The sequence below is a fragment of the Mesorhizobium sp. 131-3-5 genome, from assembly GCF_016756575.1.
GTDB lineage: Bacteria > Pseudomonadota > Alphaproteobacteria > Rhizobiales > Rhizobiaceae > Mesorhizobium > Mesorhizobium jarvisii.
This window is the reverse complement of record NZ_AP023254.1, coordinates 2021330-2041534: the sequence shown is the minus strand read 5'-3', so window position 1 is coordinate 2041534 and position 20205 is coordinate 2021330. Positions and strand designations below refer to the sequence as shown.

21 protein-coding genes are annotated in these 20205 nt (G+C 64.3%); 9 read left to right on the top strand and 12 right to left on the bottom strand.

What is annotated here, in order from left to right:
• Positions 1 to 17 precede the first annotated feature (17 nt).
• Complete coding sequence (locus JG747_RS09980; RefSeq protein WP_202361687.1) at positions 18 to 932, bottom strand: AraC family transcriptional regulator; 915 nt, start codon at positions 930 to 932, stop codon at positions 18 to 20.
• A gap of 103 nt (positions 933 to 1035) precedes the next feature.
• Here JG747_RS09980 and JG747_RS09975 point away from each other — a divergent pair, with 103 nt between their 5' ends.
• Complete coding sequence (locus JG747_RS09975) at positions 1036 to 1884, top strand: SDR family oxidoreductase (RefSeq protein ID WP_202361686.1); 849 nt, start codon at positions 1036 to 1038, stop codon at positions 1882 to 1884.
• 42 nt (positions 1885 to 1926) lie between these two features.
• Here the strand turns inward: JG747_RS09975 and JG747_RS09970 are convergent, their stop codons facing one another.
• The 8 genes from JG747_RS09970 to JG747_RS09935 all read right to left on the bottom strand — a co-directional run bounded on the left by JG747_RS09970 (position 1927) and on the right by JG747_RS09935 (position 9700).
• A complete protein-coding gene (locus JG747_RS09970; RefSeq protein WP_019861120.1) occupies positions 1927 to 2976 on the bottom strand; it encodes a Gfo/Idh/MocA family protein in 1050 nt (349 codons plus the stop codon).
• 16 nt (positions 2977 to 2992) lie between these two features.
• Complete coding sequence (locus tag JG747_RS09965) at positions 2993 to 3778, bottom strand: ThuA domain-containing protein (protein WP_202361685.1); 786 nt, start codon at positions 3776 to 3778, stop codon at positions 2993 to 2995.
• Between the two features lie 78 nt (positions 3779 to 3856).
• On the bottom strand, positions 3857 to 4087 hold the full coding sequence (locus tag JG747_RS09960) for a hypothetical protein (protein ID WP_080511854.1): 231 nt from the start codon (positions 4085 to 4087) through the stop codon (positions 3857 to 3859).
• A gap of 59 nt (positions 4088 to 4146) precedes the next feature.
• Entirely contained in the window at positions 4147 to 4731 is a 585-nt protein-coding gene (locus tag JG747_RS09955) for a sarcosine oxidase subunit gamma (RefSeq protein ID WP_019861125.1), read from the bottom strand.
• Positions 4724 to 7717 (bottom strand): sarcosine oxidase subunit alpha, encoded by a 2994-nt coding sequence (locus JG747_RS09950; RefSeq protein WP_064980847.1) that lies wholly within the window; start codon positions 7715 to 7717, stop codon positions 4724 to 4726. Before JG747_RS09950 ends, JG747_RS09955 begins: the two co-directional genes overlap by 8 nt.
• Positions 7714 to 8010, bottom strand: coding sequence for a sarcosine oxidase subunit delta (locus tag JG747_RS09945; RefSeq protein ID WP_019861127.1), 297 nt, complete (start codon positions 8008 to 8010; stop codon positions 7714 to 7716). Before JG747_RS09945 ends, JG747_RS09950 begins: the two co-directional genes overlap by 4 nt.
• Before the next feature lie 11 nt (positions 8011 to 8021).
• The gene (locus JG747_RS09940; RefSeq protein ID WP_202362259.1) at positions 8022 to 8444 is read right to left on the bottom strand and encodes a hypothetical protein; all 423 of its coding nucleotides are present in this window, start codon (positions 8442 to 8444) and stop codon (positions 8022 to 8024) included.
• A 2-nt stretch (positions 8445 to 8446) separates the two neighbouring features.
• Positions 8447 to 9700, bottom strand: a complete 1254-nt coding sequence (locus JG747_RS09935) for a sarcosine oxidase subunit beta (RefSeq protein WP_032931625.1) — start codon at positions 9698 to 9700, stop codon at positions 8447 to 8449.
• Positions 9701 to 9915: 215 nt separating this feature from the next.
• Between JG747_RS09935 and JG747_RS09930 the strand changes: the two genes are divergently transcribed.
• The 8 genes from JG747_RS09930 to JG747_RS09895 all read left to right on the top strand — a co-directional run bounded on the left by JG747_RS09930 (position 9916) and on the right by JG747_RS09895 (position 16137).
• Complete coding sequence (locus tag JG747_RS09930; RefSeq protein WP_064980848.1) at positions 9916 to 10284, top strand: YrdB family protein; 369 nt, start codon at positions 9916 to 9918, stop codon at positions 10282 to 10284.
• Positions 10285 to 10391: 107 nt separating this feature from the next.
• Positions 10392 to 11150: an SDR family oxidoreductase gene (locus tag JG747_RS09925; RefSeq protein ID WP_027047388.1), complete on the top strand. Its 759-nt coding sequence runs from the start codon at positions 10392 to 10394 to the stop codon at positions 11148 to 11150.
• A 107-nt stretch (positions 11151 to 11257) separates the two neighbouring features.
• A complete protein-coding gene (locus JG747_RS09920; protein WP_027047389.1) occupies positions 11258 to 11644 on the top strand; it encodes an SET domain-containing protein in 387 nt (128 codons plus the stop codon).
• A gap of 176 nt (positions 11645 to 11820) precedes the next feature.
• On the top strand, positions 11821 to 12087 hold the full coding sequence (rpsU, locus tag JG747_RS09915) for a 30S ribosomal protein S21 (protein ID WP_010911429.1): 267 nt from the start codon (positions 11821 to 11823) through the stop codon (positions 12085 to 12087).
• A 144-nt stretch (positions 12088 to 12231) separates the two neighbouring features.
• The gene (locus tag JG747_RS09910) at positions 12232 to 13074 is read left to right on the top strand and encodes a tetratricopeptide repeat protein (RefSeq protein WP_019861133.1); all 843 of its coding nucleotides are present in this window, start codon (positions 12232 to 12234) and stop codon (positions 13072 to 13074) included.
• Positions 13075 to 13282: 208 nt separating this feature from the next.
• Positions 13283 to 13759, top strand: a complete 477-nt coding sequence (locus JG747_RS09905; protein ID WP_019861134.1) for a DUF992 domain-containing protein — start codon at positions 13283 to 13285, stop codon at positions 13757 to 13759.
• 87 nt (positions 13760 to 13846) lie between these two features.
• Complete coding sequence (locus JG747_RS09900; protein ID WP_032920750.1) at positions 13847 to 14332, top strand: DUF992 domain-containing protein; 486 nt, start codon at positions 13847 to 13849, stop codon at positions 14330 to 14332.
• A gap of 368 nt (positions 14333 to 14700) precedes the next feature.
• Entirely contained in the window at positions 14701 to 16137 is a 1437-nt protein-coding gene (locus JG747_RS09895; RefSeq protein ID WP_202361684.1) for an MFS transporter, read from the top strand.
• Positions 16138 to 16159: 22 nt separating this feature from the next.
• On the opposite strand, the gene JG747_RS09890 is transcribed toward JG747_RS09895, so the two are convergent.
• From JG747_RS09890 to kdpC, 3 genes are read right to left on the bottom strand one after another with little or no spacing between them, the layout of a single operon-like run.
• On the bottom strand, positions 16160 to 16849 hold the full coding sequence (locus tag JG747_RS09890; protein WP_038649532.1) for a response regulator transcription factor: 690 nt from the start codon (positions 16847 to 16849) through the stop codon (positions 16160 to 16162).
• Complete coding sequence (locus JG747_RS09885; RefSeq protein WP_202361683.1) at positions 16849 to 19575, bottom strand: sensor histidine kinase; 2727 nt, start codon at positions 19573 to 19575, stop codon at positions 16849 to 16851. Before JG747_RS09885 ends, JG747_RS09890 begins: the two co-directional genes overlap by 1 nt.
• Before the next feature lie 57 nt (positions 19576 to 19632).
• Positions 19633 to 20196 (bottom strand): potassium-transporting ATPase subunit KdpC, encoded by a 564-nt coding sequence (gene kdpC / locus JG747_RS09880; protein WP_202361682.1) that lies wholly within the window; start codon positions 20194 to 20196, stop codon positions 19633 to 19635.
• Between the last annotated feature and the right edge of the window lie 9 nt (positions 20197 to 20205).

The window sequence follows — 20205 nt, the reverse complement described above, 5'->3', positions numbered from 1 at the left end:
GGGCATGGACGAGATAGCTACCCCAGGTTCTGCGCCTGATATTGAGTTGGTGCGCAGCCAACCTTGCCGCTGAAGGCGGTGCTGAAGGCACTAGCCGATTGATAGCCAACATCGGCGGCGATCTGGCTGAGCGGTTTGTGGCTATGCAGCAAGGCATCCTTGGCCAGCGCCATGCGCCACGCCAGCAGATATTCGACCGGTGCCGCCCCGACGATATCGGTGAACCGCCGCGCAAAGCGCGAGCGTGACATACCGGCACTTCTGGCGAGTTCGGCGACCGTCCACGCTCTGCCGACATCCGCATGGATGTGGGCGAGCGCCCTCGCCAGCTTCGGATCCGCAAGGCCGCCAAGCAGTCCCTGAGGCTGTAACGCGCGCCGCGCGCCATCCCGCCGCAGCGTTTCGATCAGCATCACCTCGATCAGCCTCGACAGCACCATGTCCCTGGCCGGCCGTGCAGCGTCTGTCTCATCGACGATGATGCGCATCAGGTTTCCCAGCCTTTCCCCGACTTCCTCCGCCGCCCGTATATGGGTGAAGCGTGGCAGCAGACCGAACAGCAGATCGGCATTGGCCGGGTCGCACAGGATCAGGCCGCCAAGGATGCGGGTCGTCGGGCCTTCCGCTAGTGTGCCGACCCTGAGCTCATTGTTGACCGTATTGCGTTGCTTGAACTCGGTGTCGGACAGGACGAGCTTGGCGCCGGGGTGGCTGACGAAGCACACCGAAGACGGCTGCGCGGCCAGGAGGTAATCCCCCGCGCACAGCCGCACCGCCTCGGCATAGTCTGGCTCGAACCAGCATTCACCTTCGGTCACCAGATAGAAGGTGGGGTCGGTCTGGTATGGCGAGCGGATGCCCCACTCACCGGTTGCTGCGAGATTGCCAAGCAGCAGCGTCCTTGGGCGCAACAGGGCGATGATATCGGTCAAGGGGTCCAAATGAGACGATCCGTAATTTAACTGGCATTTTCCATTATAGATCAGCCCAAACGTTTTACCTAGATCACCCGCATAACCTCAAGGAGTTATGTGAATGACCAAGACCGTCCTCATCACCGGCTGTTCCTCCGGACTGGGCAAGACCACGGCGAGGCACTTCGCGGCCCAAGGCTGGAACGTCATCGCCACGATGCGCAAGCCGGACCAGAGCCTCGCCGCCGGCTATCCCCAGCAAATGCTTGTCTTGCCTCTCGACGTCACCAACCCAGCCAGCATAGAGAGCGCCATTGCCGCCGGGATCGCGCGATTTGGGCATATCGACACCGTCGTCAACAATGCCGGCATCAGCGTCGTTTCGATCTTCGAGGCGACCGCGAAGGAGACGATCCGCGGCATTTTCGAGACCAATGTTTTCGGGGTGATGAATGTCATGCAGGCCGTCATCCCGCATCTGCGTGATCATGGTGGCGGCACGATCGTCAACATCACCTCCGGCGTCGGGCTGGCGGCCGTACCACTGCTGGTGCTGTACACCGCGACCAAGCATGCCGTCGAAGGCCTGTCGGAATCGCTGTCCTACGAACTTGAATCGCAGAACATCCTGGTCAAGCTGGTCGAACCCGGCGCCATGCGCACCACCAGTTTCACCGCCAACACCATGGAGGCGTCACAGGCCGTTTCCGTGCCGGCAAAATACAAGCCCTACTTCGACCACATGATGCGGTCGATGACGAACTACCCGCTCCCGGATGCGGATGAAGAACAGGTCGTTGCGACAATCCATGCGGCGGCGACCGATCCATCAAACCGCCTGCGCTATCTCGCCGGTCCGGACACCGAGGAAATGGCGAGGTTGCGTTGGTCGACCTCGGAAGACGAGTATCTGTCGACCATGAACCGGTTGATGGGGCAGACCGCCTGGCGCGACGGCAATCCTGGCTGATCGCTTTGCGCCAAGGCTGCCAACCGCTGCGATGGCCGGATGTCAGCCGACCGAGATCGGCAGCCTGCTCGCCGAACTCTCGAAGGCGGCGTCGATCAACTTCTGCATGTCGGCGGCGCGCCGGAAGGACGGGGCACCATTCTGCCCGGCATCCAGCGCGTCGACAAACCGGCGGGCGTTGCGCTTGACATCCGGCAGGGCCAGCTCGCGCCAGAGCTGAACATCGACGTCCTCTCCCAGGCACGCCGACAGCCGCGCTGCCTTGCCATCGGTCTCGACCTTGAGCGCTCCCTTGGTGCCATGCAGCGCCAGCGACAGGTCATTGCCATGGCCGGTCGTGTAGCGGCTCGCCATGATCGTCGCCAGTGCGCCGGATGCCAGCCGTGCCGTCATCGCCACGCTGTCATTGGCGTCCAGCACATAGTCGCCGATCCGGTTGCCCTCGGCCTTCGGAAACGTCACCAGATCGGCGTGCAGGCTGACAATATCCTGGGCCGCGCCATAGGTGGCGAAGTCCAGGATGTGGATGCCGACATCGCCCAGAACCCCGGTCGACCCGTGCCGGGTCGACAGCCGCCACAGCCATTTGTCCTCGAGGCGCCAGTCGCCCCAGGATTTGCTGACCAGCCAGCTCTGCTTGTAGCTCGCCTCGACATGGCGCAATTCGCCGATCGCGCCCGCCAACACCAGACGCCGTGCTTCCTGGATCGCCGGTGAATTGCGGTAGGTGAGATTGACCATGTTGACGAGGCCGGCGGCCTCGGCCGCTTCGGTCATGGCAAGCGCATCGGCATGGTTCGGCGCGAGCGGCTTTTCGCAAAAGACATGTTTTCCCGCGGCAAGCAGCGCCAGCGTCGTCGCCTTGTGCACACCGTCCGGAGTGGCGTTGATGGCGGCGTCGAAATCGCCCCAGGCGATCGCCGCTTCAAGGCTCTCGAAAGAAGCGCCGATCTCGTTGGCAGCGGCAAACGCCGCCGCGCGGCCAGGCAGCTGATCGACACAGGCGACAATGCTGCAGCCAGGAACCTTTGCGAACTCTTCGACATGATGTCCGGCGATCCAGCCGGTGCCGAGCAAGAGCAGGCGATGCATCAGATCAGGTCCCCCATCAACTCAAACCCTTGTCGCCATCGGCATGCAGGCGCAGGCCCTTCTGCATGATCTTCTCCTTGGCCTTGTCCGTCGGCACGTTCGGCGCATTGGTGATGCCGGACCATGCGGGCGCCGGATTGTGCGCCCAGTGCACGGCATTGCGCAGCACCTGCTGCACGCCCTCATTGTGATAGATCGGATAGGTCTCGTGGCCGGGCGAGAAATAGAAGATGCGGCCCGCGCCACGCTGGTAGGTCAGCCCGGAACGGAACACCTCGCCGCCCTCGTACCAGGAGACGAACACCGTCTCCAGCGGCTCCGGCACGGCGAAGGGCTCGCCATACATTTCCGTCTCGCCGATCTCCAGGCATTCGCCGATGCCTTGCGCGATCGGGTGGCCGCGGTTGATCGCCCAGACCCGCTCGCGCTCACCCGCCTCGCGCCATTTCAGCGAACAGGGCGTGCCCATCAGCCGCTTGAATATCTTCGAGTAATGGCCGGAATGCAGCACGATCAGCCCCATGCCTTCCCAGATCCGCTTCTGCACGCGCTCGACGATCTCGTCCTTGACCTCGCCATGCGCGGCATGGCCCCACCACAAAAGCACGTCGGTGGCGGCCAGGCGCTTCTCGCTCAGCCCGTGCTCGGGTTCCTGCAAGGTGGCGGTCGTCGCCTCGATGCCCTTGTCCTGGTTGAGTGCCGCGGCGATCGTGCCATGCATGGTCAAGGGATAGAGGTCGCGGACGGCGGCATTGGTCTGTTCATGGACGTTCTCGCCCCAGACAACAGCTTTTATCGGCATTTTTCCTCCTCCAAAGCGCTTTGAATATCCCAACTGGCGATACCTTGGAAAGATGCCTTCGGCCAAAATTGCGGAAAATCAGGGCTTGCGGGATTTTCGACCAGGAACGGTCTTGGCCTTGCCCGGCTTGGCGGGCGCGCCGGGGATCGCCGAACTGGTGATGGACACCGGATCGCTGGCCGGGAACGTGTCCTCGAGGCCCTCCTCGAGTTCCTCTTCCGCGCTCGACGCTTCGTGCTGCTCGTGCTCAAGCGAGCGGACGGCCGACGTCTTCTTGAGTGGCAACTTCGGCGCGGACTTCGACGGCATCGACACTTCTCCCTCGACCTGTTGCCGCACAACGAACGCGGGCGGCAAAACGTTCCGGGTCAGCCAGCCGCGTCGCGGGCTCCCTCGGACAGGAAAGTAAAGACATAGTCCGAGAACGAACGCCAGCACTCGACCCGGAAGGCGTCGTTCGACGTGCGCAACAGCACGATCTCGGCCTTGCCGAGGATGGTGCGCGAAGCCGCGCCCGCCGGGAAGGCGTCGAGCGACAGGTCCTGCGGGCAGCCCGAATTGATCGCGGCTTCGGCCGCCGGACCGGTGACGGAGATCGCGATGTTACGGTGTGAAATGCCGACCGCCGAATGAAGCGCGGCGACCGTCGCACAATCGGCGAGTGGATCGTTTCCGCCCTCGTCGATGACGAGCCACTCGTCGGGGCCGAGCCACAGAGCGGTGCGCCCGCCCTTCGACGCGGAAGTCTTCGGCTTCTTCGGCAAGGTCAGGCCAAGCGCCTTCGACAGCGCCGCGACCGAAGCCTCCGGCGCGCGCAGCGAGATGCGCTCGGCTGGCGGCAGCACTTCAACCTTTACGCCGGTCGCCGTCGTAGTGCGTCCAGCCAATGCCGGACGGCGGTCGACTGAAGGCGATGCGGCCGCAGCCGTCTTCTTTGCAGCAGCCTTAGCCATTGAGGCGGCCTCCCGTCTCGTCGAAGAACACCATGCCGGTAACCTCCACTTCGATCACCCCGTTCGGCATTGGCACATAGAGGGTGTCGCCCATCCGGTCGCGGCCGCCGGCAACCAGCGCCAGCGCGATCGAACGGCCGCAATTCTGCGACCAGTAGCTGGACGTCACGTGGCCGATCATCTTCATCGGGATTGCCTGCTTCGGATCCTCGACGATCTGCGCGCCTTCCTCCAGCACCACCTTCGGGTCCTTGGTCTTGAGACCGACCAATTGCTTGCGGCCCTTGGCGACCAGGTCCGGCCGTGCCATGCCGCGGATGCCGACGAAATCGGTCTTCTTCTTGCCGACCGCCCAGTCGAGACCGGCATCGTTCGGCGTCACCGTGCCGTCCGTGTCCTGGCCGACGATGATGTAGCCCTTTTCGGCGCGCAGCACGTGCATGGTTTCAGTGCCGTAGGCGGTGGCGCCATGCTTCTGGCCTTCGGCCCACAGTGCTTCCCAGACGGCCTGGCCGTAATCGGCCGGCACGTTGACCTCGAAGCCGCGCTCACCGGTGAACGACATGCGGAACAGCCTTGTCGGCACGCCGCAGATCTTGCCTTCGCGCACCGACATGTGCGGCAGCGCCTCATCCGACATGTCGATGCCTTCGACAAGCGGTGCGATGATGTCGCGCGATTTCGGCCCCTGCACCGCGATGACCGCCCACTGTTCGGTGATCGAGGTCAGCCAGACATTGAGATGCGGAAACTCCGTCTGGAGATAGTCTTCCATATGGTTCATGACACGCGGCGCGCCGCCGGTCGTCGTCGTTACATGGAAACGGTCCGGCGCCAGACGGCCGACGACGCCGTCATCATAGATGAAGCCGTCCTCACGCAGCATGATGCCATAGCGGCAACGGCCGGGCTCCAGCTTCTCCCACGGATTGGTGTAGAGCAGCTCCATGAACTTGGCCGCATCCGGCCCGACCACCTCGATCTTGCCGAGCGTCGAGGCATCGAACAGGCCGGCTGTCTTGCGCACCGCGACGCATTCGCGGTCGACCGCCGCGTGCATGTCTTCGCCGGCCCTGGGGAAATACCAGGCGCGCTTCCACTGGCCAACATCCTCGAACACGGCACCTTGGGCCTCCGCCCACGGATGGATCGCCGTCTTGCGCGTCGGGTCGAACAGCGGGCCGCGCGCATGGCTGACGATCGCCCCGAAGGTGACCGGCGTGTAGGGCGCGCGGAACGTGGTCAGGCCGACTTCCGGGATCGGCTTTCCGAGCGTCTCCGCCGCGATCGCCAGGCCGTGCATGTTGGAGGTCTTGCCCTGGTCGGTCGCCATGCCGTTGGTGGTGAAGCGCTTGACGTGCTCGATCGAGCGCATGCCTTCATGCACCGCCTGGCGGATGTCCTTGGCGGTAACGTCGTTCTGGAAATCGACGAAGGCCTTCACCGTCGTGTCCGGCCCGGCGCCAGGCGCCGCGCCCAGCATACCGCGCGACCAGCTTTCGGAGGCGTCGACCTTAGGCTTTGTGCCCTTGGCGGTCTTCGCGCCGGAATCCTTGGCTGCCATGGCGCCAGCCGCATAGGCTTCGTCCACCGTGGCCGACAAGCCGTCGGTGCCGTTGCAGGCGCCGACCGAAACGCAATCCTGTGCATAGGTGCCCGGCACGAAACGCTTGGTTTCGTCGTTGAAGGCGACCTTGCCGCGTGACTGTGAGAACAGATGCACCGACGGTGTCCAGCCGGCCGACATCAGGATCGCATCGACGGAAATGGTGCGCTCGCCGCCGCCATTCTTCGGCTGCACGGTCATCGAGGACACGCGCAATTTGCCGCCGGCACGGATCACCGCGCGGCCGAAATTGATCTCGATGCCGAGCGCCCGCGCCTCGTCGATCACCGGTCCCGTCGGGTTGTCGCGCAGATCGACGATCGCCGCGATGTTGACGCCGGCCTTCTTCAGGTCGATCGCCGCCGCATAGGCTGAATCATTGGCGGTGTAGACGCCGACATTCCTGCCGACCGCCACGCCATAGTGGTTGAGGAAGGTACGCGCCGCGCCCGCCAGCATGATGCCCGGCCGGTCGTTGTTGGCGAACACCATGTGGCGCTCGATGGCGCCAGACGCCAGCACCACGCGCTTGGCGCGTACTTGCCAAAGCCGCTCGCGCGGCAACTCGTGGCCGGGAGCCTTCAAATGGTCGCTGACGCGCTCGACCAGCCCGACGAAATTCTGCGCGTAATAGCCGAAGGCCGTGGTGCGCGAGAGCACACGGACATTATCCATGGCTGTGAGCTTAGCGATCGCCGCTTGCGCCCAGACGAAACCGTCTTGGCCGTCGATTTTCGCCCCTGTCTCGAAACGCAGGCTGCCGCCGAATTCGGCCTGCTCGTCGGCGAGGATGACGCGCACGCCGGTTTCCGCTGCCGCTAAGGCCGCCGCGAGGCCGGCCGCACCACCGCCCAGCACCAGCACGTCGCAATGCGCGTAGCGCGACGAATAATGGTCGGGATCGGGCTTGTCGGGCGAGACGCCAAGGCCGGCCGCTTCGCGGATCTTCGGCTCGTAAAGGCTTTTCCAGGCCGCCTTCGGCCACATGAAGGTCTTGTAGTAGAAGCCGGCCGAAAACAGCGGTGATGCCAGGTCGTTGACCGCGCCGACGTCGAAGGACAGCGACGGCCAGCGGTTCTGCGAATTGGCGGCGAGCCCGTCATAGAGCTCCTGCACGGTGGCGCGCACATTCGGCGTCTTGCGCGCGTCGTCACGCACGATCTGCACCAGCGCATTGGGTTCTTCCGCGCCGGCCGACAGGAAGCCGCGCGGCCGGTGGTACTTGAACGAGCGGCCGACCAGATGCACGCCATTGGCAAGCAGTGCGGAGGCCAGCGTGTCGCCCTCGATGCCGGTATAGGACTGGCCGTCGAAGCTGAACCGCGCGGTCTTGGCCTGGCTGAGGCGACCGGCTCTCGGAATGCGGAACGCGCCGCTCATTTGGCAACTCCCGGGAGCTTGGCGGGTTTGGGTTCGCCGGCCTTGTAGGTCATGACGAACTTGTCGGTGACGGTGTCGCGCACAGCGTTGAAGAAGCGCGCACAGCCATGCATGTGCCGCCAGCGCTCATAGATGATGCCCTTGGGGTTCGAGCGGATGAAGAAGAACTTCTCGAAATCGTCGTCGCTCTCGCCCGCCATGTTGGCCGAGCGCGCAATATGCGCCTCGCCGGCGTTGCGGAATTCGAGTTCCGGGCGCTCTTCCTCGCAATAGGGGCAGCGGATGAGAAGCATTCTGTTTGTTCCTACAATTCGCCGTGGCCGACGCGGGCGCCGGGGGGTTGGTCGCAAAGCTTCTGGCCCATAGCCGCAAACGGCGCGACGAGCCGGATACGCTCCTCGACACTTGCGGCCGGACGAAACAGGTCGCGATACGCCATGTTGCCGATGGTGAGTTGCATCGGATCGGTCGTGACGATCACGCGGCGTGGGTCGAATGGATCGTCCTCGCCCAGATCGGAAGGTCTGTTCTCCACGAACATCACCACCTTCTGGCCGCCGCTCCACACACAAGCCAATATGCCGTCGTCAACGGAAAACGGCCAGTTGGCCTCGTTTCCGGCGCGGCTGATCGGTTGCGTGCGGACTTCGTCCGCCGAGGGCAAATGGAACATGCCTTGTTCCCCCGCCAGCATCAGCGGCATGGCGACAGCCATCTCGGCCATCATCATCAGTGCGCCACCGCCGCCGCCGCCGCCTCGTCGATGAGGCGGCCGGTGCGGAAGCGCTCGATGGTGAAGGGCGCGTTGATCGGATGCGGATCGTCCCTGGCGATGGTGTGGGCAAAGACGTGGCCCGAACCAGGCGTCGCCTTGAAGCCGCCCGTGCCCCAGCCGCAATTGACGTAGAGTCCCGGCACCGGCGTCTTGGCCAGGATCGGTGAGCGGTCGGGCGTCACGTCGACGATGCCGCCCCAGGAGCGCAGCATCTTCATGCGCGTGAAGATCGGGAACATCTCGCAGATGGCGTCCAGCGTATGCTGCAATATGTGCAGGCCGCCGGTCTGCGAATAGGAGACATACTGGTCGGTGCCGGCGCCGATCACCAGCTCGCCCTTGTCGGACTGCGAGATATAGGCGTGCACCGTGTTCGACATCACCACGCAAGGCACGACCGGCTTGACCGGCTCCGACACCAGCGCCTGCAGCGGATAGCTTTCCAGCGGCATGCGCACGCCGGCCATGTTCATGATGACCGAGGAATGGCCGGCGGCAACCACGCCGACCTTCTTGGCACCGATGAAGCCGCGCGTCGTGTCGACGCCCATGACCGCGCCGTTGGCGGCGCGCTTGACGCCGGTGACCTCGCAATTCTGGATGATGTGGACGCCGCGCGCCGAAGCGCCGCGTGCATAGCCCCAGGCGACCGCGTCATGGCGCGCCGTGCCGCCGCGCCGCTGCAGCGCGGCACCGACGACCGGATAGCGCGCATCCCTGGAGATGTTGAGCGGCGGGCAGAATTCCTTCGCCTGCTCCGGCGACAGCCATTCATTGTCGATGCCGTTCAGCCGGTTGGCGTGGACATGGCGTTTCAGCACCTGGATGTCGTGCACATTGTGCGCCAGCATCATGACGCCGCGCGCCGAATACATGACGTTGTAGTTGAGCTCCTGGGAGAGCCCGTCCCACAGCTTCAGCGCATGGTCGTAAATGCCGGCGCTCTCGTCATAGAGGTAATTGGAGCGGATGATGGTGGTGTTGCGGCCGGTGTTGCCGCCACCCAGCCAGCCCTTTTCCAGCACCGCGACATTGGTGATGCCATGCACCGTGGCAAGATAGTAGGCGGTGGCCAACCCATGGCCGCCGGCGCCGACGATGATGACGTCGTATTCCTTCTTGGGCTCAGGCGAGGACCATTGTTCCTCCCAGCCCTTGTGGCCACGCATGGCCTCGCGGGCGATGGCGAATACCGAATATTTTTTCAACGTCCCAGCCTCGCGCCAACAGATCTCGCGGATTGCAGCCGGGCTTTTGTTCGGCCCGGCGCGCGAGGTGTATCACTAGCGAAACAGCGCTTCCACCCTTGCGCTGTTTGCGACGGCGCTTGCCGTTTTGCGCCACGACGAAAAAGACCCGTGCGGGCTGGCTGCCGTGGGTGCATTCAGCCACATTGTCCGTCGCGCGATTCTGGAGGACGAAAATGGGCAATGCCTGGTGGAATCTGACATTGCGCTTCCTGCTGGAGCTTGCCGCCCTGCTCGGCCTCGGCATTGCCGGCTGGCACCTTTCCCAGGGATGGTGGCGCTGGGTCCTCGCGTTCGCCTTGCCGCTCGTTGCGGCCGTGCTGTGGGGTACTTTCGCGGTGCTCAACGACCCAAGCCGGTCGGGTCGCGCACCGGTGCCGGTGCCAGGCACGGTGCGGCTGGCGCTCGAACTCGTCATCCTGTTCGGCGGTGCTGCCGGATTCTATGGCGCGGGTCGCACGACCACGGGCATCGTCGTCGCCCTGCTCATCGCCATCAGCTACGCATTTTCGCTCGACCGGCTGGGCTGGCTGCTGAAGCAATAGCTCAGGACGGCGCTCCTTCGCAGGTATCGGGTGGCTCCGACCTGCCCCATCTGCGACCAAGCATCCCGATTGCCGGCGAGACCGGCGCGAAAAACAGGATGCCCAAAATGCTCGCACTCGCCAACAAGATCGCCATCGTCACCGGCGCCAGTTCCGGCATCGGCCGCGCCACGGCAAAACTCTTCGCCGACGAAGGTGCAAAGCTTGTCGTCGCGGCCCGTCGTCAGGCCGAGCTCGATACGCTTGTCGCCGACATATCGGGCGCGGACGGCACGGCCATCGCGCTTGCCGGCGACGTCAGGGACGAAGCCTATGCGAAGGCGCTTGTCGATCTGGCAGTCGAAAGCTTCGGCGGCCTCGACATCGCCTTCAACAATGCCGGCGCCGTCGGCTTGATGGCGCCCCTGCCCGACATGATGCCGGCGGCATGGCACGAGACGATGGACATCAATCTGACCAGCGCCTTTCTCGGCGCGAAGTATCAGATACCGGCCATGCTGGAGCGCGGCGGCGGCTCGCTGATCTTCACCTCGAGCTTTGTCGGCTACACCGCAGGCATGCCGGGCATGGCCGCCTACGCCGCCGCCAAGGCCGGCCTGATCGGCCTGACACAGGTTCTGGCCGCCGAATACGGCCCGAAAGGCCTGCGCGTCAACGCATTGCTGCCGGGCGGCACCGACACACCGGGCGCGACGACAACGACGCCCGAAGCCCGCGCTTTCGTCGAAGGCATCCATGCGTTGAAACGCATGGCGCAGCCGGAAGAGATTGCCCGCTCGGCGCTTTACCTCGCCTCCGATGCTTCGAGCTTCACCACGGGAACCGCGCTGTTTGCCGACGGCGGGGTCTCGATCAACCGGACGTGAAGGTTTGCGGCGAACAGGCCGGTTCGCCGCTTTGACGCAGGCAGCCGGTCTTGCTTTTTCCGCGCGATTTGGCGATTCCGTTTCCTGTCGAAACGGGTCCCGAAACCATGATGCTGATCCGAACCTATGTGGCCGCCAGCGCAATCGAGGGCGTCGGCATGTTCGCCGCCGAGCCGATCCGGAAGGGCGCCTCGATCTGGCGGCTTGATCCGGATTTCGACCGGCTGATCCCGATGGACAAATACGAGGCCGCACCCCAGCCTCTGAAGGAATTGCTCGACCGCTATGCCTATCCGAGCCCGGATCGGCCGGGCTTCATGGTCTATGAGGTCGACAATGGCCGCTTCATGAACCATTCGGCGACGCCGAACACAGATTTTTCGCGATATGGTGGCGCGACAGCGACACGCGACATCGCCGCCGGCGAAGAGATCACTTGTGACTACGGCGAATTTTTCGAGGATTTCGAGCGGCTGCACCTGGCCACGGCGTAGTTGGAGCCCTATCTCGGGGCGACCGTGGCAATTTGGCTGTCGTCCTGCATTTCGACTGTGGACAGCGCGGCCTGATTCTGCTATCAGCCGCCACAATTCGTGGTGTCGACCGCCGCGGAGGCTAGTGGCTATGGCTACTTGCCTGTTGATATCAAACCCGAAAGACAGGATTGCCCGTGCAGGTACTCGTCCGCGACAATAACGTTGATCAGGCGCTTCGCGCGCTCAAGAAGAAGATGCAGCGCGAAGGTATTTTCCGCGAAATGAAGATGCGCGGTCACTACGAGAAGCCGTCCGAGAAGCGCGCCCGCGAAAAGGCCGAGGCCGTGCGCCGCGCTCGCAAGCTGGCCCGCAAGCGCGCCCAGCGCGAAGGCCTGCTGCCGATGACGCCGCGTCCGGTGGCTGCCGGTGGTGCTGCTGGCGCAGCGCGTCCGCCGCGCTGATTATCGCCAATATTTCGTCCTTTTCGAAGGATACCAAGGTGGCGCGATGCGGAATCGCCGCCACCTTTTTATTTTGATTGTGACCCGGCCCGGAGGGGGGATCCGGACCTGAGCGACGCGGCTTGAAGTGAGGACAGGGCAGACATGAACGCAATGAGCGTGGAGCGCGGGACCGCATTGCGTGGTTTCGCCCTGACGGCAGCCCTGCTTTCCGGATTGGTGCTGGCCGGCTGCCAGACGTCGGGCCCGACCGGCGAGTTCAACAACATCGACAAGGCGCAGGGGTCGAGCGAGAACATCTCCTCGCTGTCGGCGGTCATCCAGCGCAATCCGCAGGATCCCGAAGGCTACAATGTGCGCGGCTCGGCCTATGGCCGCGGCGGCCAGTATCAGGCGGCGCTCAAGGACTTCAACCAGGCCATCCAGCTCAATCCGAATTTCTACCAGGCCTATTCCAACCGCGCGCTCATCCAGCGCTTCCTCGGCAATCAGGCGGCCGCGCTCGACGACTACAACAAGTCGATCCAGATCAACGGCAATTATGACGCCGCCTATATCGGCCGCGGCAATCTCTACCGCAAAGCGGGCCGCACCCAGGACGCCTTCAACGACTTCCAGAAGGCGATCCAGCTCGACACGACGGACGCCCGCGCCTACCACAATCGCGGCCTGATCTACCAAAGCCAGGGCCAGCACAAATTCGCCATCGAGGATTTCTCGACCGCCATCTCGCTGGCACCGGATGCGGCCGAGCCCTATAACGGCCGGGGCCTTTCCTATCTGGCGACGGGCGACGAGGACAACGCCTTCTCCGACTTCAACATGGCCATCAAGCTCGACGGCCAGAACGCCGAGGCCTGGGCCAACCAGGCGCTCATCTACGAGCGGCGCGGCGACAAGGCAAAGGCGGCGAAATCCTATAAGGAAGCCGTCCGCCTCAACCCCAGCTACCAGCCGGCCAAGGACGGCCTCGCCCGCGTCAGCTGATATCGGCTTTAGCAGATCCGGCTAAGCATTGTGGGGACGTCTGCGTGTCCGAAAGGACACGCAGGGCTGAAGATCGCCGCCGATCCGGCAACCGCGCGTTAACCCCCGCATTAAGCCGTCAATCCTTGCCTTGTTCGCGCCAAGTTTTCGGCGGAACGGTCTGGTCACTCAAGCCGTTATTCCAAGCGATTTGCGAAAGGACCCTCCCATGATCAAGAAACTCGTCTGCGCCGCTGCCCTTGCAACGACCGTGTTCGCTGCCGCTCCGGCCAGCGCCGGAAAGCTGCAGCTCGGCACGCTCGACTGCACCATCGACGGCGGCACCGCCTACATTGTCGCCTCCAACAAGGGCGTGTCCTGCGTCTTCCGTCCCTACCACCACGGCCCGTCGGAGATTTACACCGGCGTCATCTCCAAGATCGGTGTCGATCTGGGCCAGACGCATCAGGGCCAGCTTGTCTGGGCGGTTCTTGCCGCGACCCGTGACCGCGATGCGGGCGACCTTGCCGGCAGCTATTATGGCGTCAACGCCGAGGCGAGCGTCGTCACCGGCGGTGGCGCCAACCTGCTGGTCGGCGGCTTCGACGGCGCCTTCATGCTGGAGCCACTCAGCGTCCAGGCGCAGACCGGCGTCAACCTCGCCGTGGCCGTGACCTCGCTTCAGCTGATCCACTCGCTCAAGTGATCGAACGGAGCCACGCGCTCCTCTCTACCTTGCGGCGCGGAACCATATAGGATGGTTCCGCGCCGTTTTGATTTTGGGGGGACCGCCATGCCGAAGACAGCCATCGCCGCTGCCGTGATCGCACTCGTGCTCGGCGCGACACAGACGCAGGCGCAGGACCGAGGCATCGAACTCGGTACCCTTGAATGCGCCATAGGCGGCGGCACCGGCTTCATCTTCGGCTCGACCAAGGATCTGAGCTGCACCTTCACCCCGACCGACAAGAGCTTCGCGCCGGAGGCCTATTTCGGCGCCGTCAACAAATACGGCCTCGACATCGGCACGACAAAACAGGCGGTGATGGGCTGGCTGGTGCTGACGCCGCTGAAGAACATCTACGCGCCGGGTGCGCTGGCGGGCGACTATATCGGCGCCAGCGCCGAGGTGACGGCGGCCGTCGGCGCAGGCGCCAATCTCCTGGTCGGCGGCTCCTCGCAGGCCTTCACCCTCCAGCCGCTCAGCCTGCAGACGCAGACCGGCATCAATCTCGCCATCGGCGTCAGCCAGTTCCAGCTGCGCAGCACCGAGAATTGATCGCAAGACGAAGGTGCTCGCTCATCAAGGGATCCATGCCGGGGACTGCGCGCCGCCACAGTCCAGAATTCAGCACCGTGCACTCCACGACCAAGGTCACGGAATGGATCCCAGGCTCCCCGCGACGGAGCTTCGCTCGTGCTTCGCCCAGGGATGACGAAGTTGAGAGGCTTCGGCCAATCTCGACCGTTGCGATGGTCCACCGAAACGAACCGCTTGAGCTCAACCGCGGTTGAGGTCCTACAAGCCTGCCCAGACGGGGACAGCGCGTCTATGAGGCGCGCAGTCCTGATGCGTATGGTCCTGCCGGAAAGCCTTGCTGGCTTCTGGTGCCGTGCGCTGGCATCGAGATATGCAAAAGGGTAGACATGACTGAAATCAGCACAAACAGGGTCGACTGGCGCGCATTGTGGGCGAGCGGCGACCTGGCGCGCTTCTGCTTCATCAGCCTCGGCATCCTGCTGCACGCCACCAACGAGACGATGGTGGCAACCGTCATGCCGGCCATGGTCGGCGAACTGGCCGGGGTGCAACTCGTCGGCTGGTCATTGGCGATCTACGAGCTCGGCGCCATCGTCGCCGGTGCCGCCGCCGGGCGGCTGGTGAGCTATGTGGCGCTGCGCACCAATATGGTGGTCGCGGCCCTGCTTTACGCCGCAGGAGCGCTGATCTGCGCCACCTCGCCTTCCATGCAGTTGTTCCTCGCCGGCCGGCTGATCGAGGGGCTGGGCGGCGGCGCGCTGGTATCGCTGGCCTTCGTTTCGGTCGAGCGGCTGTTTTCGCGGGCCATCTGGCCGCAGCTCTTCGGCATCATGTCGGCGATCTGGGGCGTCGCGGCGTTCAGCGGCCCTTTGCTGGGCGCGATCATGACCGAATTCCTGTCGTGGCGCTGGGCCTTCGGTGTCTTCACCCTCGGCGGCACCGCCATGGCGCTGGCAAGCTTCCTGGTGCTGAACACGCCGGAGGCGAAGAAACCCAGCACGAGCGCCGGCAAGGCCCCGCCTTTCCCCTTCGCCGCCCTTGCCTGCCTTGCCGTCGCCGTGGTGCTGATCGCCTCGGCCGGCGTCGACATCGCCTTGCTGCGCTCTTCGCTGCTGATCGTTCTGGGCCTCGCCGGGCTCGCACTGTTCTTCACCATCGACGCGCTGAAGCCGCACTCGCGGCTGTTCCCGGCGCGGCTGTTTTCGTGGCGCACGCCGGTCGGTGCCGGCATGACCATGGTCGCCGCCTTTTCCGTCGCGACCTGCTCCTTCGGCGTCTATGGGCCGCTGCTTTTGACCAGCCTGCACGACATTCCGCTTTTGACCACCGGCTACATCATCGCCGCCGAATCGATCGCCTGGTCGATCCTGTCGATCCTCGTCGCCAACGCGCCGCAGCAGCGTGAACGGCTGATCATTGTCACCGGCGCGCTGATGATCGCGGCGGGCATCGCCGGCTTTGCCTATACGATACCCCTGGGCTCCATCCCGCTGATCCTTATTTGCGCCTTGTTGCAGGGCGGCGGCTTCGGCATTGCCTGGCCGTTCCTGACCCGCGTCATCGTCGCCTCCGCCCCGGTTGACGAGCAGACCATTGCTTCCGCCGCGGTGCCGACCATGCAGCGCATCGGCTACGCCGTGGGGGCGGCCCTTGCCGGCATCGTCGCCAATGCCAGCGGCTTTTCGCAAGGCTTGAACCACGACGCCGCGGCCAATGTCGCGAGCTGGCTTTTCCTTGCTTTCGTCCCGCTTGGCATCCTCGGCTGTCTCGCCGCCTTGCGAACGTCGGCGGCCGCAAACCGGCCGCTGGAAGCCATCGGCTGACACAGGTTCAATTCGAGCTGTCTCAATCGACACGCAGCCGATAGCCGACACCGGTCTCGGTGGTGATGTAGCGCGGCTGATCGGGGATCTTCTCGATCTTCTGCCGGAGCTGCCGGACATAGACCCGGAGATACTGCACGTCGGTCGAATCATCCCAGATCTGCTTCAGGATGAAATGGTGGGTCAGCACCTTGCCGGCATGCTGCACCAAGATGCGCAATATGTCGTATTCCTTCGGCGAGAGTTTGATCTCCTTGCCCTCGACCTTGACGATGCGCTTGACCAGATCGACGCTGAGGTCGCCGCTCTGGAACACAGGCTTCTCGCCCTGTTGCTGAAATTTGTGCCGCAACGCCACGCGGATGCGCGCCACCAGTTCGTTCATGCCGAACGGCTTGGTGACATAATCGTCGGCGCCGAGTTCGAGCGCATTGACGATGCCGGCCTCGTCGGTGCGGCTGGAGAGGATGACGACGGGAATGTCGAGACCCTCGTCACGCCATTTGCGCAGGAGCTCATGGCCGCCCATGCCAGGCAGGCCGAGGTCGAGCAGCACCAGATCCGGCTTTTCCTGTTCCATCAGCTCGATCGCCACCTTGGCGTTCGGCGCCTCGCTGATGGCATAGCCCTGGCTGCCGAGGCCGACCCGAAGCAGCTTGCGGATCGGCGGCTCGTCATCGACGACCAGTATCCTGACATTCGAATTTGTCATTAAGGCCGATCCATGCTGGTCTCGCCGCGATTGCCGACATCGGACGCTTCGGTCGGCACCGGCATCCTGATGGTGAACGCGGCCCCTGGGCGGTCGGTCCGGTTGGCGGCCGAGATGGTGCCGCCCATCGATTCGACAAAACCGCGGCAGATCGACAGGCCAAGGCCCGTGCCGGCGCGCACCTGATCGCCCTTGCGCACCCGGTAAAACGTGTCGAACACACGTTCCAAATCATGCGCCGGAATGCCCGGCCCTTCATCCATGATCTGCACGATGACGGATCCATTGTCGGCCCATCCCTGCACGCGGATCGTCGAGCCGGACGGCGAATATTTCGACGCATTGTCGAGAAGGTTGAACAGAACCTGCTCGAACAGCACGGGATCGAGCTTCAGCATCGGCAATTCGGGCGGAATATCGACCTCGATCTTGTGTTCGCTGGTGATCTTGCGGGCGCGGTTGAGCGCCGTGCCGACAATATCGCCGACATAGTGCAAGGCATAGTTCGGCTCCATTGCCCCGGACTCGATCTTGGTCATGTCGAGCAGATTGGCGATGAAGCGGTTCAGCCGTTCCGATTCGTCGATCACCGTCGACAGCAGCTCCGCACGGTCCTGCTCGGGCAGATCCGGCGCGAATTCCTTGAGCGTGCCGGCCGCTCCCATGATCGCCGAGAGCGGCGTTTTCAGATCATGCGAAATCGAGGTCAGCAGGGCAGAGCGCAGCCGGTCGGCTTCGGCCGCGAGCTTGGCGCGGTCGACATCGGCGACCAATTGGATGCGTTCGATCGCCACCGCCGCCTGGTCGGCCAGCGCGTCGAGCAGGCGCTGCTGCTCGGGCGTCAGCAGCGGGCCCTGCTTGTCATTGTCGAGGCCGACGACACCGATCGCGGTGCGCCCGGTCCGCAAAGGCAGATAAAGACGCTTGGCGCCAGGCAGCGTGTCGGCGCCGCGCCCGGCGGCGCGGTTGTGTTCCCAGGCCCAGCGGGCTGCAGCGATGTCGGCCTCGGCCAGCGTGTCGTCCGGCGGATAGCCTGCCTTGACGGTGATGGTGCCGTCTTCGGGCAGCAGCAGCACGACGCGCAGCTTCAGCATCGAGGCGATCTGGAAGGCGGTGGCCCACAGCACGTCGTCGAGTGTGCCGGCGCCGGCGAGCTTCTTGGAGAAGAGGTAGATATCCTCGGTGGCCCGTGCCCGCGAGCGGGCGGCGACGGCCTGGCGCTGCATGCGCGCGGCGAGATTGCTGGCGATCACCGCCACGGCAAGGAAGACGGCGAGCGCCACGATGCTCTCGGGATCCCGGATCGTCAGCGTGTAGCGCGGCTCGAGGAAGAAATAGTTGAAGGCAAGGGCGCTGAGGAAGCATGCATAGAGCGCCGGCCAAAGACCGCCGGCCACCGCCGATGTCAGCACCGCCAGGAGGAAGACGATCGCCAGATTGCGGACGTCGAGAAACTGGTCGAGGACGGCGCTGACGGCCAATGAACCCGCGACATAGGTGGTGGCGAGCAGGTAGGGCCAGATCTGGAATTGCTTCTGCTCGGCCGCTGCCTTGACCCTTCTGGAGGTCGCCTCGGCATCCCGCTCGGTCCCCGAAATGACGTGGACGCTGATATCGCCGGCATTGCGGATCAAATCATAGGTGAGCGAGCCCTCGATCAGTTCGCGCCAGCGCGACCGGGTCGGCCGGCCGACCACGATATGGGTGAAATTGTTCGCCGTTGCATGGCGCACGATGTCCTGCGCGACATTCTGGCCGGGAATGGTCGTCACCTCGGCGCCGAGCTGCTCGGCAAGGCGCATCAGCGTGGCGAGCCGGTCCTTGTCTTCCTCGGACATGCCGGCCGAGCGCGGCGTATCGACATGCAGCGCCGTCCATGGCGCGCGAAGCCGGTCGGCCAGCCTGCGCGCGTAGCGGATGCGGGCCGCACCGCCTGGACGCGCGTCGACGCAGACGAGCACTCTCTCTCCGGCCGCCCACGGGCCCTGGATGGCATGCGACTGCATGTGATTGAGCAATTGCTCGTCGACCCGCTGGGCGGTGCGGCGCAGCGCCAGTTCGCGCAGCGCCGTCAGATTGCCCGACGAGAAATAGTTCTCGATGGCGCGCTGCGCCGTGTTGGGGAAATAGACCTTTCCCTCTTCCAGCCGCTTGATCAGGTCGTCGGGCGTCAGGTCGATGATCTCGACATCGTCGGCCTGGTCGATGATGGAATCGGGAACCGTCTCGCGCACCCTGACCCGCGTGATCTGCGCGACGACGTCGTTCAAGCTTTCGACATGCTGGATGTTGAGCGTCGTGTAGACGTCGATGCCGCGCGCCAGGATCTCCTGGACGTCGAGATAGCGCTTGGGATGGCGGCTGCCGGGCGCGTTGGTGTGGGCAAGTTCGTCGACGAGAACCAATGCGGGGCGCCGGGCGAGGATGGCGTCGATGTCCATCTCGTCGAGGGCGCGTCCTTTGTAGTCGACCTTGCGGCGGGGGATGACTTCGTAGCCCTCGACCAGCGCCTGGGTTTCCCGGCGGCCATGCGTCTCGACAACGCCGATCACCACATCGATGCCGTCGGCCAGCCTGGCTCGGCCCGACATCAGCATTTCGTACGTCTTGCCGACACCGGGGGCGGCGCCGAGGAATATCCGCAGACGGCCGCGTCCCTCCCGCTCGGCATGCTCGAGCAGCGCGTCGGGGGAAGGTCGGTTTTCGTTGCTTCTGTCGTCCGGCATCAGGATCGATCATGGAGAGGTCCGGGGATGCTGTCGATCCCCGGCCCTCGCCATCACCTATTTGGCGGCGTCCAGCGCCAGGTTGAGCGCCAGCACGTTGACAACAGGCTCTCCCATGAAGCCGAGTTCCCTGCTCTCGACCTGGCCGTCGACAAGCGCCTTGACCTTGGCTTCGTCGATGCCCCTTGCCCTGGCGACGCGCGGAACCTGGAAATAGGCGGCTTCCGGGCTGATCTGCGGATCAAGGCCGCTGCCCGACGTCGTCACCAGGTCCATCGGCACAGGCTGGTTCGGATTCTCCGCCTTCAGCTTCTCGGCGTCGCCTTTGATGCGGTCGATCAGCTTGAGGTTGGTCGGGCCGAGATTGCTGCCGCCGGAGGCCGCGGCGTCGTAACCATTGCCCGCCGCCGAAGGCCGGCCGTGGAAATACTTGTCGCTGGCGAAGGCCTGGCCGATCAACTCGGAGCCGATGACCTTGCCGTCCTTCTCGATCAGGCTGCCATTGGCCTGACGCGGGAACAGCGCCTGCGCTATGCCGGTCATGCCCAGCGGATAGACCAGGCCGGTCAGCACGGTGAAGAAGACGATCATGACGATCGCGGGTCTGATTTGCTTGAGCATCGGAATGAT